This is a genomic window from Marivirga arenosa, from assembly GCF_030503875.2.
Lineage (GTDB): Bacteria > Bacteroidota > Bacteroidia > Cytophagales > Cyclobacteriaceae > Marivirga > Marivirga arenosa.
Genome location: NZ_CP129968.2, coordinates 3,137,037 through 3,150,331, shown reverse-complemented (window position 1 = coordinate 3,150,331; position 13,295 = coordinate 3,137,037). Strand labels below are relative to the sequence as shown.

Annotated in this window: 14 protein-coding genes; 6 read left to right on the top strand and 8 right to left on the bottom strand. The window is 32.4% G+C overall.

The genetic code is table 11. The features are described from left to right. Nucleotides 1-17: 17 nt before the first annotated feature. The 4 genes from QYS47_RS13515 (at nt 18) to QYS47_RS13500 (ending at nt 5,296) form a co-directional block, all read left to right on the top strand. On the top strand, nt 18-3,107 hold the full coding sequence (locus QYS47_RS13515) for an ATP-binding cassette domain-containing protein (RefSeq protein ID WP_322346730.1): 3,090 nt from the start codon (nt 18-20) through the stop codon (nt 3,105-3,107). A gap of 131 nt (nt 3,108-3,238) precedes the next feature. Next, nucleotides 3,239-4,144, top strand: coding sequence for a hypothetical protein (locus QYS47_RS13510; RefSeq protein WP_302101493.1), 906 nt, complete (start codon nt 3,239-3,241; stop codon nt 4,142-4,144). A gap of 8 nt (nt 4,145-4,152) precedes the next feature. Beyond that, nucleotides 4,153-4,581: a hypothetical protein gene (locus QYS47_RS13505; protein WP_302101492.1), complete on the top strand. Its 429-nt coding sequence runs from the start codon at nt 4,153-4,155 to the stop codon at nt 4,579-4,581. 73 nt (nt 4,582-4,654) lie between these two features. Further along, on the top strand, nt 4,655-5,296 hold the full coding sequence (locus QYS47_RS13500; RefSeq protein ID WP_322346729.1) for an alpha/beta hydrolase: 642 nt from the start codon (nt 4,655-4,657) through the stop codon (nt 5,294-5,296). Here the strand turns inward: QYS47_RS13500 and QYS47_RS13495 are convergent. Next, nucleotides 5,286-6,053, bottom strand: a complete 768-nt coding sequence (locus tag QYS47_RS13495; protein WP_322346728.1) for a polyprenol monophosphomannose synthase — start codon at nt 6,051-6,053, stop codon at nt 5,286-5,288. The two genes, QYS47_RS13500 and QYS47_RS13495, sit on opposite strands and share 11 nt — an antisense overlap. Before the next feature lie 69 nt (nt 6,054-6,122). On the opposite strand from QYS47_RS13495, the gene QYS47_RS13490 reads away from it, so the two are divergent. After that, the gene (locus QYS47_RS13490; protein ID WP_322346727.1) at nt 6,123-6,638 is read left to right on the top strand and encodes a D-glycero-alpha-D-manno-heptose-1,7-bisphosphate 7-phosphatase; all 516 of its coding nucleotides are present in this window, start codon (nt 6,123-6,125) and stop codon (nt 6,636-6,638) included. Here QYS47_RS13490 and purB read toward each other — a convergent pair whose 3' ends face one another. Together purB and QYS47_RS13480 are read right to left on the bottom strand one after the other, a co-directional pair. Beyond that, nucleotides 6,639-7,982, bottom strand: a complete 1,344-nt coding sequence (purB, locus tag QYS47_RS13485) for an adenylosuccinate lyase (protein WP_322346726.1) — start codon at nt 7,980-7,982, stop codon at nt 6,639-6,641. A gap of 60 nt (nt 7,983-8,042) precedes the next feature. Next, nucleotides 8,043-8,324, bottom strand: coding sequence for a DUF3817 domain-containing protein (locus QYS47_RS13480; protein WP_308356166.1), 282 nt, complete (start codon nt 8,322-8,324; stop codon nt 8,043-8,045). Nucleotides 8,325-8,464: 140 nt separating this feature from the next. On the opposite strand from QYS47_RS13480, the gene QYS47_RS13475 reads away from it, so the two are divergent. Beyond that, nucleotides 8,465-8,845 (top strand): DUF3127 domain-containing protein, encoded by a 381-nt coding sequence (locus QYS47_RS13475; protein ID WP_308356167.1) that lies wholly within the window; start codon nt 8,465-8,467, stop codon nt 8,843-8,845. A 45-nt stretch (nt 8,846-8,890) separates the two neighbouring features. Here QYS47_RS13475 and QYS47_RS13470 read toward each other — a convergent pair whose 3' ends face one another. The 5 genes from QYS47_RS13470 to QYS47_RS13450 all read right to left on the bottom strand — a co-directional run bounded on the left by QYS47_RS13470 (nt 8,891) and on the right by QYS47_RS13450 (nt 13,294). Then, complete coding sequence (locus QYS47_RS13470) at nt 8,891-9,823, bottom strand: D-2-hydroxyacid dehydrogenase (RefSeq protein ID WP_308356168.1); 933 nt, start codon at nt 9,821-9,823, stop codon at nt 8,891-8,893. 9 nt (nt 9,824-9,832) lie between these two features. Further along, nucleotides 9,833-10,735 carry an RluA family pseudouridine synthase gene (locus tag QYS47_RS13465; RefSeq protein ID WP_322346725.1) on the bottom strand — a complete coding sequence of 301 codons (903 nt, stop codon included), beginning with the start codon at nt 10,733-10,735 and terminating at the stop codon, nt 9,833-9,835. 118 nt (nt 10,736-10,853) lie between these two features. Further along, the gene (gene lepB / locus QYS47_RS13460; RefSeq protein ID WP_308356170.1) at nt 10,854-11,975 is read right to left on the bottom strand and encodes a signal peptidase I; all 1,122 of its coding nucleotides are present in this window, start codon (nt 11,973-11,975) and stop codon (nt 10,854-10,856) included. Nucleotides 11,976-11,978: 3 nt separating this feature from the next. Then, nucleotides 11,979-12,689, bottom strand: a complete 711-nt coding sequence (gene dapB / locus QYS47_RS13455; RefSeq protein WP_302124031.1) for a 4-hydroxy-tetrahydrodipicolinate reductase — start codon at nt 12,687-12,689, stop codon at nt 11,979-11,981. After that, on the bottom strand, nt 12,689-13,294 hold the full coding sequence (locus tag QYS47_RS13450) for a DUF5683 domain-containing protein (protein ID WP_322346724.1): 606 nt from the start codon (nt 13,292-13,294) through the stop codon (nt 12,689-12,691). Before QYS47_RS13450 ends, dapB begins: the two co-directional genes overlap by 1 nt. Between the last annotated feature and the right edge of the window lies 1 nt (nt 13,295).

Sequence of the window (13,295 nt, the reverse complement as noted above, 5' to 3'; positions counted from 1 at the left end):
AAAAACCGTCTTTTTATATGAGTGAAGAGATACTCAAAGCCTTAACTCAACTATTTGGAATTATCACCAAGCAGGATGGAGGGGTAACCGAAAAAGAAAGAAATTTTGTTATCGGTTTCTTCCAGCAAGAGCTCGACCAAGACTCTATTAAAGAATATTTAGAGCTTTACGATAAGTTAGTAGGCTGGGGTGTTGAACCTGAAAAAGAGGAAGAAGACGGGAAAGCTAAAAAGAAAAAACTTACCTCAGTAAGAGACTCTGTTCGTACTCTTGCAATCTGTAAAAAGATCAATAAAACTCTAACCCAAAAGCAGAAAGTTGTTGTACTTATAAAGCTTTTGGAAATGGTTTCTGCTGACAAAAACTTTACTCCTCAAAGAATGGAAATCATTGATACGGTTTCCAATGTCTTTAACATTGTTAAAGATGAGTTTAAGCTAATTGAAAGTTTTGTAATCAAGTCTGATTCAAAAGAACTTGTTCAATTTGAGGATATCTTAGCTGTTAATAATGATACTCCGGCTGAAGATGCACTTCATGTTCATGCTGATATAGACGGTGAGATACTATTCTTGAATGTTAGAAGTGTCGATATGTATTTTGTAAAATACACTGGCACTGAAGAAATAAATTTAAATGGTTTTATCATGAAAACAGATTCTGTTTATCTGTTTTCTCATGGTAGTACTATTAAAACACCTAAAGGTGCAGCCTTATACTATTCTGAATTAATTCGAAAGTTCTTATCCGATGCTGAACAGGTTAATTTATCTTTTAATGCAGAAGATATTGTGCTTCAGTTTCCAAATGGGGAACTAGGATTAAGAAACGTTAATGTTTTTGAAGGGCCTGGAGAATTAGTCGGAATAATGGGAGCTTCAGGAGCTGGTAAGACCACTCTAATGAATGTATTGGCTGGAATTCATCCTCCAACTAGCGGCCATATTAAAATTAACGGTTTAGATCTAAATGAAGATAAAGAGGAGCTTCAAGGGATCATAGGATATGTATCTCAGGATGATTTACTAATTGAAGAGCTTACAGTTTACCAGAACTTATATTATAATGCCAAGCTTTGCTTTGCTAATATGTCTGAAGAAGATATTCATCAAAGAGTGATGGATACTTTAGAGAATCTTGGATTGGAACAAAGAAAAGATTTAAGAGTAGGAGGAGTTTTAGATAAAACTATTTCTGGTGGACAAAGGAAAAGACTAAATATTGCACTGGAGCTAATTAGAGAGCCTGCCGTAATGTTTGTGGATGAACCAACTTCAGGTTTGTCATCAAGAGATTCAGAAAATGTAATTGATTTACTGAAAGAGTTAACTTTGAAAGGTAAACTTATATTTGTAGTAATCCACCAACCATCATCTGACATTTATAAAATGTTTGATAAGATGGTTATAATGGATACAGGAGGTTACCAGATATTCTATGGACATCCAGTTGAAGCCGTAACCTATTTTAAGAAAACAACTAATCAAGTTGATGCGGATAGGGGAGTATGTCCAACATGTGGTAATGTTAACCCGGAACAAATTTTTAATATAGTTGAGGCGAAAGTTGTAGATGAATATGGTCAGCTAACCAATAAAAGAAAAGTTAATCCAACTCAGTGGAGAGAGTTTTATCATGATCATTTTGATCATAAACCAGTTAAAGAAGAAGAAAAAGCCCCACCATCTACTTTAGCTATTCCTAATAAATTAAAGCAAACTGTAATTTTCACGGTTCGGGATACGCTTTCTAAATTAAGCAATAAACAGTATTTATTTATTAACTTATTAGAAGCTCCATTTCTTGCTCTATTGCTTGCATTCATTATTAAATACAGAAGTGCACCTACAGGGGATGATTATATCTACAGATTTAATGATAATTTACCTGCATTTTTATTGATGAGTATCATTGTAGCCTTATTTATGGGGCTAACAGTTAGTGCGGAAGAGATTATTAGGGATAGAAAAATTCTTAAACGTGAGTCATTCTTGAATTTAAGCTGGAATAGCTATTTGCTATCTAAAATCACCATTTTATTTACGTTATCAGCTATTCAAACTTTAACTTATGTTATAATAGGTGTGTTAGTACTGGAAATACGAGACGCCACCATTAGTATGTGGGCTATTTTATTTACCACCTCATGCTTTGCCAATGTTTTAGGTCTGAACGTAAGTGCGGCATTTAAATCAGCTGTTACAGTCTACATCCTAATTCCTTTATTATTAATACCTCAAATGATTTTGAGTGGTTTATTATTTAGTTTTGATAAGCTAAATGATTTCATAAGTACAAAAGGTAAGGTGCCTATTGTAGCTGATTTAATGACCTCAAGATGGGCATATGAAGCGTTAGCGGTTGACATGTTTAAAAATAATGGATATCAGGAATATTTTTATGATATCGAGTCTGATGAAAAGACGGCTGATTTTAAATCTTCTTTCTTAACTAAAAAAATCAGGGAAAAGCTTAGAGTGATTGAAAATAATCTTGGTTCTGATGAAATAAAAGCGAAGGAAGAGACAGAATATGCAATTGAGATTATCTATAATGCAATCAATAAAGAGCCTTTCAAAGGTAGTTTAGAAGGCAAGGACTTAGAGCAATTGCTAAATCCAGAATCTATCAATAAAGAGAAAATATCCATGATCAGTAGCTATACTGATGAATTGAGAGATCATTATATAAATGAATTTAATTTAGCAGTTAAAAAGAAAGAGACCTTACAATTCCATTTAGAAAATGATTCAGCTTATCAGTTTAATCTAAATGAAGCTAAAGATCTATATTTTAATGAAAGTTTATCTGATTTAGTAAGAAACCTCACAGTTGAGGATAGGGTTATTGAATTTAAAGGTGAATTGATTCAACAGATTGATCCTGTTTTCAATACACCGGAAAAACCCAATAATCCATTAAATTATAGGACACATTTCTTTGCTCCTGAAAAGTATTTTGCAGGGATTTACATGGATACTTTTTATTTTAACATACTTGTTATATGGTTCATGTCTTTAATTTTATATATTACGCTATATTTTGAGCTGTTTAGAAAAGCTTTAGAGTTTTTTGGTAATATTAAATTGAAGAAAAAAGATTCCTAAGTTGAGTGCGACTTGCTAGCTTCAGTTAAAGATGGATTTATAGCAAGAGTTAAAAAAATAAATATTTTAAAAAAGGAGAATTTGTATTAACTAAGGGAATTTCTATTTTTGTTATGATAAAAAAGAATTATATGAAAAACATACTCTTAGGACTGTTGGCTATCCTTACAGTTCTTTCTTCTTGTGACTCGAAGAAAAAACCTTCCGCAGATGAAATATCCGGTGTGTTGGATTCTGTTAAAATAGAAGAACCATCTATTTCTGAGGATGTCATATCTGATATCATTCAGCAGATTCCGTCTCCTTTGGAAATTTCAACCTTATTAAAAGAATCTGAGACAAAATACGATAAAGAATATCTGAACGATCCGGAAAAGATTTCAGATTATAACAGTAACTATAAAAAAGCATTAGCGCTTGGTGTTTATGGTACTGATTTAGGTTATACAAATATTTATGAGCAAAATCAGGATGCTTTATTTTATTTGAATTCAATCAAATCACTAGCAGATGACTTAAGCATCGGACAATTCTTTGATATTGGTACTATCAAAAGGTTGGCTACTAATAGTAAAAACTTAGATTCTTTATTGCTAATCACAACTAAGAACTTCAATAATATCAACAATTACTTACAAGAGCAAAAACGTTCTAACCTTAGTATTTTGTTGTTATCAGGTGGCTGGCTAGAGGCATTATATATAGTTTCTAGGGTGTCTGAAAAAAATCCTGATAATGAAGAATTAAAAGAGACAATAGCTGAACAAAAAGTGATTATGGATAACGTAGTGCTTTTGATGTCATTTTACAAAGATAATGATCCAAACATCAAGCAGTTATCTGATCGATTTACTAAACTACAGGAGGAATTTAATAAAATAGAAATTAAAACTGTTTATCGTGAACCTACATATGAAGTTGTAGATGGCATGCTTGTTGTTAAGGACAACAGTACAAGTGAAATTATAATGAAGGACGAGAATATTGAGTCTATCAGAAATCAGGTTTACGAAATTAGAAAGAACATTATTAACTAAGAAATTATATGAAAAAGCTAATCTTTGCATTAGGAATTATATTTGTAACTGCTTCTGTACAACAATCGTTTGCTCAGTGTAATACTGAAAAACATGTTGAAGCATGTATTCCTAAATTACAATCAGGCTTTACTTTTTTGAAGAGCTATAATATTGATGGTCAAGGTGGAGCAAAAGATAAGGTAGAATACTCTTACGTATTCACTAAAGGAGCTACATATCAAGTAATGATTTGTAATGAAGGTTCTGGTACAGATGGAATCGTTTTAACATTATATGATTCAAATAGAAATAAAGTTGCTTCCACTAAATATGAGGGGTCAACTTTATCTAGTATAGCCTTTCCGTGCCAGGTAACAGGCATTTATTATATAACTTTTACTTTTGAAGGAAGCTCCAATTATTGTGGTGGTAGTGTCCTCGGATTTAAGCGTTAATAGTGACTACATTATAATTTAAAAGCAGGTTTTACCTGCTTTTTTTATTTATAATCTTTTTTATTGAATCATAATGCGACAAACAGTAAGTTTTCAACATAAAGCAGTTTATTATCAAACTGGAGAAATAACAGATCACACAAAAGAATTATGGTTTGTTTTACATGGCTATGGTCAATTGCCTCAATACTTTATTAGGAAGTTTAAGGATATTGAAACTGAGAAAAGGGTTATAATAGCACCAGGAGGGTTATCAAAATTTTATTTAGAAGGCTTTTATGGCAGAGTTGGGTCATCATGGATGACAAAAGAGGAAAGGCTTTTAGATATTGAAAATTACATAGTTTATTTAAATGCTCTAGCAGATCAACTATTAGAAAAGGTAAACTCAAATATGAAAATCACTTTATTAGGCTTTTCACAAGGAACTGCTACTGTCTGCAGATGGGCAGAGAAGTTAGATTTTCAATTTGAGAAACTCATTTTACATTCAGGTGCTTTTCCACCAGATGTTAGCTTTAAACACTTAGGAGATATACTTAAAGATAAGCAAGTGTATATGTTAAGAGGAGATCAGGATGAGTTTATAAATGAAGAAAGGGAAAGAGAACAAGAGGATTTGATTAATAAACTAAATTTAAAAGTGAATCATATTGAATTTAAAGGGAAACATGATATTCACATTGATTCATTAAAAGATATTATTAAGCAGTAGCATTTTGACTTGTTTTTAATTCGGAGGCTGGTTTATATTTTTTAAACCAGCTTTTTATTTTCATTTGTATTACGCCAAAAATAGCTTCTTTAAATATCTTTTTTGACATTTTAGAAACCCCTTTACTTCTATCTGTGAAAATTATTGGGACTTCCTCAATTCCAAATCCGTATTTCCAGGCAGTAAACTTCATTTCAATTTGAAATGCATAACCAATAAACTTTATCTCTTCAAGTTTAATGGTTTCTAAAATTGACCTGTGATAACAGATGAAACCAGCGGTAGCATCATAAACAGGAAGACCTGTTATGAATTTCACATATTTGCTAGCCATATAAGACATGAGAACTCTTCCCATCGGCCAATTCACTACATTTACTCCTGTTTTGTAACGAGAACCTATAGTTAATTGTATATCTGGTTTTTTACATGCTTTAAGCAATTCTAAGAGGTCTAATGGATTATGAGAGAAGTCAGCATCCATTTCAAATATGTACTCGTAATTATGCTTTAAAGCGTATTTAAAACCTTCTATATAAGCTGTACCTAGTCCTAGCTTACCAAGCCTTTCTATGATGTGTAACTGTCCAGAGTATTCTTCTTGTAATGACTTTACAATTTCAGCTGTTCCATCTGGTGAATTATCATCAATAATTAATATCTCAAATCTTTCTGACAGAAGAAAAACTGCGCGAATGATGTCCTCAATATTTTCACGCTCATTGTAAGTCGGTATGATTACTAAATTCTCTTTCATAAAACGCTATGAACTTCAAAACTAAAAAATCTTTTCTGATATTGCCGATCAATTACACAAAAGAATTTTATGACTGGTAGAAAATGTATTTTTTTAGATCGAGATGGAGTTTTAAATGAAGAAAGAGGAGAATATACATATAAATTAGATGACTTTAATATATTAAATGGTGTTCCTGATGCTTTAAAAATGCTGAAGGAAAACGGATATTTATTGATAGTTATTACAAACCAGGCAGGAATTGCGAAAGGGCTATATTCAGCCGAAGATGTTATGAATTGTTATAATTATTTACAAGTCCAAACGGGAAGTTTTATTGATGATATTTATTATTGCCCACATCATCCAATTACCACTCAATCCTTATTACGGAAACCTGATAGCCTAATGCTTGAAAAGGCTATGGCAAAATGGAATATCGATCCAAAGGCTTCATTTATGGTAGGAGATTCAAAAAGGGATATTGAGGCTGCTGAGCGAGTTGGTGTAAAAGGTATACTGATCGGAGATAAAGAAAGCCCTGAAAAAGAAACACCCCATGAAGAAAATCTATGGGGTGCAGTTCAAAATATTATATTGATATGATTAAATACCGGTATAATTAAAAGGAGTTATATCTTTTAATTCATTTTTTATCGTATCTGAAACATCAAGCTGATCAATAAATTCAGAGATTGTATTCTGTGTAATCTTCTCATTCTTCCTTGTCAAAGCTTTTAAAGCCTCATAAGGAGATGGATAAGCTTCTCTTCTTAAAATAGTTTGAATAGCCTCAGCTACTACAGCCCAGTTTTCATTTAAATCAGATTTAATAGCATCTTGATTTAACTCCAGTTTATTTAATCCTTTTTTAAGCGATTCAAACGCAATGACTCCATGCGCTAAAGGAACTCCTATATTTCTTAAAACGGTAGAATCCGTTAAATCTCTTTGCAATCTTGATATTGGAAGTTTTGCTGCTAAATGCTCTAAAAGTGCATTGGCAATTCCCAAATTACCTTCTGCGTTTTCAAAATCGATCGGATTTACTTTATGTGGCATTGCAGATGAACCAACCTCATTTTTAGAAATCTTTTGTTTAAAATAGTTCATGCTAATGTATTGCCATACATCTTTACTTAAATCTAATAGAATCGTATTAATTCTTTTAAAATTATCGAATAAAGCTGCTAAATGGTCGTAATGTTCTATTTGAGTAGTGGGTTCAGATCGTTTTAAACCCAAATATTTTTCACAAAAGTTATCACCAAATTCTTTCCAATTGATATTAGGATAGGCAACATGATGCGCATTAAAATTACCAGTAGCGCCACCAAATTTGGCTGCAAAAGGTATTGTATTATATAAATTTAGTTGTTCTTCAATCCTTGTTGCAAATACATGAATTTCTTTACCTAGTCGCGTAGGGGAAGCAGGCTGCCCGTGTGTTTTAGCCAGCATAGGGACACCTTTCCACTCATTTGAATATTTACTTACGATCTCTTTAACTTCTCCTAAGAGCGGTAAATATACTTTTTCAGTAGCCTCTTTTAATAATAAAGGAGTGGCGGTATTGTTGATGTCTTGTGAAGTTAAACCAAAGTGAATAAATTCTTTTTGGCCCCCAATTCCTAAATCATCAAATTTTTGTTTTAAAAAATATTCGACTGCTTTTACATCGTGATTTGTAGTCTTTTCAATTTCCTTAATGACTAATGCATCTTTTTCCGAAAAATCATAGACCAAGGATCTCATTTTAGGAAACAAACTTTTATCGAAATCCTTTAACTGAGGTAATGGTAGCTCACATAATGCAATGAAATATTCTACCTCAATATGCACTCTATATCTTATCAAACCCCATTCTGAGAAGAATTCAGCAAGGCTCTGTGTTTTATTTCTGTAGCGTCCATCTATTGGAGATATAGCAGTTAAAGTAGTTAATTCCATGGTTATAAATTTAAAGGGCAAAGATAAGTAATTTAGATTCGAGGCAGAAGCGAATGTTGACTAAGCTTTTATAGTTCTAAACCATTTCCAGTCAGCATAGAAAGTTCCAAATGGTATTAAGGAAGCAAGTAAAGATAAAAAGCTAAGTTTCAAATTCCATTTATATTTGCTAGCCACAATGATTACCAATGAACAGTAAGCAATAAATAATACTCCATGAGCCATACCCACAAAATAATTAGGTTGGGGCATATTCATTGAATATTTTAGCGGCATAGTAATTCCTAGTAATAAATATGAAATTCCTTCTAATATGGCGGTTATTCTAAGTGCCTGAAGCATAATTGTTAATTATTATATTGAAATGCAAAGAAAGTCGCTAGTTTAGTTTTAACCAATGTTTTTTACATAAATAACTATTGTAATTAGGTGGGTGTAATAATATTTAACATTTTTGTATTTTGAATAAATTAGTAGAATAAATGGAGTTAAAAGGAAAAGTTATTGACATTCTTCCTGAAGAAAAGGGACAAGGAAAGAATGGAGAGTGGAGAAAACAATCTTATATAATTGAAACTCAAGAACAATATCCTAAAAAAGTATGTGCAGAGGCTTGGGGTGATAAAATAGATGGTTTCAATATCAAGAAAGGGGAAGAGCTAACGGCAAAAATAAATATTGATAGCAGAGAATATAATGGCAAGTGGTATACAAATGTAAAAATTTGGTCAGTAGAAAAAGCTTCTGATGGGAATTTAGGTGGAATTCCAAATGCATCTACACCACCTCCTGCGGGCCCACCAGCTTCCGGAGCTCAAGATACTCCACCACCTCCAAGTGAAGATGATGAATTACCATTTTAATTAAAGAAATTGTCTTCCTATTTACCTTGATAAATAGGAAGACAATTAGTAGCCCCTTTCAGTATCTACCATTAGGTTATTTGATTTACCTTTGATTACAGCTTCATAAGCTATTTTAAAACTTTGTTTCACATCTTCAAGCAAAGTTATTCCAGAAATATGAGGTGTAATTATGCACTTAGAATGCTCCCAAAGCTTGGAGCTTTTTGGTAAAGGCTCTTCTTTGAATACATCCAAAACGGCATTTCGTAGTTGATTTTTGTCTAAAGCAATTAATAAGTCATCTTCATTTACAGAATGGCCTCTACCAATATTAATAAAAAATGCATTTTGAAGAGAGGAAAAGAATGAAGAGTCAAAAATGTTATAGGTGTTTTCGGTAGCAGGTAGCGTATTAATTATGATTGCTTCAGGATCAATATTATCAATTTCAAATTTTTCAATTGGGACGCATACATCAAAAAATTCCTTGTTCTTTCCGCTGGTGTTTACCCCCACAATATTTTTAACCAATGGTTGTAGAACTTGGGCTATGTCTGTACTGATATTTCCCGTTCCAAAAATGATAACACTTTGCTTTGAGAGGGATTTAGGCACTACTTGGTCCCATGTTTTAGTTGATTGATTTACATTATATAAATTAGATTTATTTAAATCTTCAAGTATGTAGGTTAAACAATATTCAGCCATTCTCTGGCCCATTTTACCTTTTGTTTTGGTCAGTTTTAAGTTTTCTGGAAGGTTTAATCTCATGAAACTATCAACTCCTGCTCCAAAAGAGTGTATCCATTCTAAATGGTCTATGCTTTGATCTTTTAAAAAATTGAATCCTCCTATGTACTGACAATCAGGAAGTAGAGTACTGATTTCATCCTTGTTTTGTGCAACTAAGCAATTCAATTCTTCATATTCTTCTTTTATGAAATCATGAAAGCCTTCAGCTAGTTTCCCGTAAGTAAGTATATTCTTTTTAGCCATAATTTTTGATTATGCCTTCGCAACTAAATTACGAAAGTTTGAAGGGGGAACTAGTTCAAACTTTAAATGTTCCCCAGTTATGGGGTGTTTTAATTCAATAAGATTTGCATGTAAAGCCACTCTACCCAAAGGATTTTTCTTGGCTGTATATTTTTTATCACCGGTTACGGGATGTCCGAAGTGAGCCATCTGAACCCTAATTTGATTTTTAAAACCCGTATTTAATCTAAATTCAAGCATTGAATATGCATTAGATTGTTTTAAGACGTGGAAATGACTAATGGCTTCAGTGGCATTATTTGGAGTGTCCACTACAAATACTCGATTGTTTTTATTGCTTCTTAGATAATTTTTCAAGGTTCCATTTGCTTGCTTCACTTTACCCTCTACTACCGCAACATACTTTCTATCAATTACATAATCTTCCCAAGAGTTTTGAAGCAGCTCTTGTACTTTTTTACTTTTAGCAAATAATAATATTCCAGAAGCCTCCCTTTCCAACCTATGGATAATGTATACTCTGCTATTTGGATCAACAGCTTCAACATGTTCTTTTAAAATCTGAACTGCATTTTTCTTTTTTTCCTTTAAAGAGGCAACAGATAATAAACCTGCTTCTTTTTCAATTACAATTAAATCTTGGTCTTCATAAATAATATTTAACTTTTGAAGCTTTACCTTTTTTGATGGTTTAGACCAATTGATTTCCATTGTATCACCCTTTTTTAAAGGATGATTAAACTGAGTAATTACATCCCCATTTATTCGGATTTGACCACCTCCCATTATTGATTTAAGTAAAGGCTTTTTTTTACTAGAAAAGAATTCGATAAGATACTTAAATAATTCACTATCTTTTTCAATTTTATAGCGCTTAAGCTCTTGATTAGCAGGCATTGACTTTTTGTTCATAGATGCAAAATTCTATATAAGTAGCGGTCTTTACAAATATGCAGACCATATTCAATTAAAAAGCCCTTCAAAATCTTTTGAAGGGCTTTCTTAAATTTTTATTTAATACTTTTTATGCTTATTCAATTCCAGAAAATATACGCTCCCATCTTATTTTATTGAAAAATGACTGATTAGGATCCATACTCATCCAGATAAACAATGCTTTTCCCACAACGTGATCTTTAGGAACAAATCCCCAATAGCGACTATCCCATGAATTGTGACGATTATCTCCCATCATAAAGAAGTAATCTTGAGAGAATGTATATTCATTTACTTGTTGGCCTTCAATGAATAATTTATCGTCTTTAATTTGCACATCTTCAAGGTGTTCGTAATACCTAAGTACATCACCGTACATTAATAGGTTTTTATGATTTATTTTTATGGTTTGCCCTTCTTTCGGAACATAAATAGGGCCATAAAAATCTTTATTCCAATTTGTTTCCGGTGTTTTAGGGAAAGTAGATGGATCTACATCTGTGCTGTCTGTAGAAAGGATTTGACCATTTTTATAGGTAGGAGAAAATATGATATCATCAATAAAATTCAATGATTTCATTCTTTCTATATCTTTTGGTTCAGCATGTACTCGATATCCATACCCTGGTTCATACACCTTATCCCATATATTATAATCTTCAAAAACCCTGTCTCTAATGGTTTGCTTAGTTTTTATAAAGTAACTAAACTGTATATCTTCAGGTACATAAGCTTTTTCATCATTTATGTATAAAGTTGCATCAATAACCTGCACTTTATCTCCTGGGATTCCAACACATCTTTTAATGTAGTATTCTCTTAAATCTAATGGATATTGGAGTTCCTCAGGATAATTAAAAACTACTGCATCATTTCTTTTTACCTCACTGAACCCGGGAATTCTCACTTGAGGAAGTTGAATCCAGTCTAAATAGGCAGGCACATTTTCAGTTCCATAAAATCTTCTATGAGTTAAAGGTAATTGAAGTGGTGTTCTAGGTGTTCTTGGTCCATAGTGTAATTTACTTACAAACAAATAATCACCAACTAGTAATGTTCCTTCCATTGATGGCGTAGGAATCACAAAAGCTTCAAGAGTAGCCCATCTTATTATTGTAGCTGCAATTACAGCAAAAATTAATGCATCTACCCATTCTCTTAATTTAGATTTGGGCTTAGCAGGTTTCTTTTTTTTATTGAAAAAAGGAATTTTCATATCTTATAATTTTAAGAAGTCATCAATTTTAACAACTCCTTTTTGAGCTGGTAACCACTCGGCTACTAAAACAGCACCTTGAACAAAGCCATCTCGGCTATAAGCTTCATGTTCTATGCTAATTTGATCCACTTCTGACTTGTAAGTTATTTTGTGTGTACCTGGTATTTCTCCAATTCTTTCTGAAGTAATTGGAACCTCATTATCTTTTACATTGCTATCGTTTTTCCACGATGAATATCCTTTATGTTCTTCAATTACACCTTCAGCTAAAGTAATAGCAGTGCCACTAGGCGCATCTTTCTTATGAGTATGATGTACTTCTACCATAGAGGGCTTATAGAGGTCGTGAGGACTCATAAGCTTAGCTAAGAACTTATTCAGTTTGAAAAATAAATTTACACCTATTGAAAAATTGGATGCATATAAGAATGTTCCATCATTTTCCTGACATATTTTTTCGATTTCGGATAATTTATCTAACCAGCCGGTAGTTCCTGATAAAACAGGTAAATTATGCTCCAAACAGAATTTTATGTTTTCAAAAGCAGCTTCAGGGTGGGTGAATTCTATCGCCACATCGGCTTGTTCAGCTAAAGTAGGCATCAGCGTATCGTTTACATCAACTGTGGCTACTAGGCTATGTCCTCTCTGAATGGCATATTCCTCAATAGCTTTTCCCATTTTACCGTGACCAATTAGAAGTATTTTCATTATTTCAATCTAAAATTTAGCGTTAAACCTGCAGTCATATTATTGTAAGGATTTCTTTTAAATTCAGGCTGTACATTTAAACTTAAATCGGGATTTATATTAAATTCCCTTAAATGGGCATCAACCGTAGCATCAACAATATTTAGTATATAGAAAAGGCCCGAAAGGATTATCCAGTAATCTCTATCTCTCTTGTATCGGTCAATTGTACGATTACTTCTTTCCAAATCGAATCCTATGTCAATGTAATTTTGAATTTGATCATTATTTTCTGCTATACCATCATTCAAGTTGATGTATATATTACGGAACAATAAGTAATTTTGATGATTTTGTTTGATTTGATTAATCGCTAAGGCTCCTAATGCATAAACGATTGGTATTTTCCAATATTTTTCATTGTAAAACTGACCCATTCCCGGAATAATAGCCGAATACAAGGCTGCTCTTCTTGGGGAATGGATAGTATCTTGAGATTGAAATTGCTGTATTTCTTTATTTTCATTTGCTAACCGTAGGTTTGAAGAATCAGCTTTTTGTATCTCTTGACCTTTTGCAAATACAGCTGCAAATAAAAATATGAAAACGAATAAAGATTTTTGCATT

Excerpts from the sequence above, each read along its gene's own strand:
- QYS47_RS13480 (WP_308356166.1), bottom strand. The coding sequence starts at position 8,324 with ATGCTTCAGGCACTTAGAATAACCGCCATATTAGAAGGAATTTCATAT.
- purB (WP_322346726.1), bottom strand. The coding sequence starts at position 7,982 with ATGGAATTAACTACTTTAACTGCTATATCTCCAATAGATGGACGCTAC.
- QYS47_RS13475 (WP_308356167.1), top strand. The coding sequence starts at position 8,465 with ATGGAGTTAAAAGGAAAAGTTATTGACATTCTTCCTGAAGAAAAGGGA.
- dapB (WP_302124031.1), bottom strand. The coding sequence starts at position 12,689 with ATGAAAATACTTCTAATTGGTCACGGTAAAATGGGAAAAGCTATTGAG.
- lepB (WP_308356170.1), bottom strand. The coding sequence starts at position 11,975 with ATGAAAATTCCTTTTTTCAATAAAAAAAAGAAACCTGCTAAGCCCAAA.
- QYS47_RS13500 (WP_322346729.1), top strand. The coding sequence starts at position 4,655 with ATGCGACAAACAGTAAGTTTTCAACATAAAGCAGTTTATTATCAAACT.
- QYS47_RS13510 (WP_302101493.1), top strand. The coding sequence starts at position 3,239 with ATGAAAAACATACTCTTAGGACTGTTGGCTATCCTTACAGTTCTTTCT.
- QYS47_RS13505 (WP_302101492.1), top strand. The coding sequence starts at position 4,153 with ATGAAAAAGCTAATCTTTGCATTAGGAATTATATTTGTAACTGCTTCT.
- QYS47_RS13470 (WP_308356168.1), bottom strand. The coding sequence starts at position 9,823 with ATGGCTAAAAAGAATATACTTACTTACGGGAAACTAGCTGAAGGCTTT.
- QYS47_RS13450 (WP_322346724.1), bottom strand. The coding sequence starts at position 13,294 with ATGCAAAAATCTTTATTCGTTTTCATATTTTTATTTGCAGCTGTATTT.
- QYS47_RS13495 (WP_322346728.1), bottom strand. The coding sequence starts at position 6,053 with ATGAAAGAGAATTTAGTAATCATACCGACTTACAATGAGCGTGAAAAT.
- QYS47_RS13490 (WP_322346727.1), top strand. The coding sequence starts at position 6,123 with ATGACTGGTAGAAAATGTATTTTTTTAGATCGAGATGGAGTTTTAAAT.
- QYS47_RS13465 (WP_322346725.1), bottom strand. The coding sequence starts at position 10,735 with ATGAACAAAAAGTCAATGCCTGCTAATCAAGAGCTTAAGCGCTATAAA.
- QYS47_RS13515 (WP_322346730.1), top strand. The coding sequence starts at position 18 with ATGAGTGAAGAGATACTCAAAGCCTTAACTCAACTATTTGGAATTATC.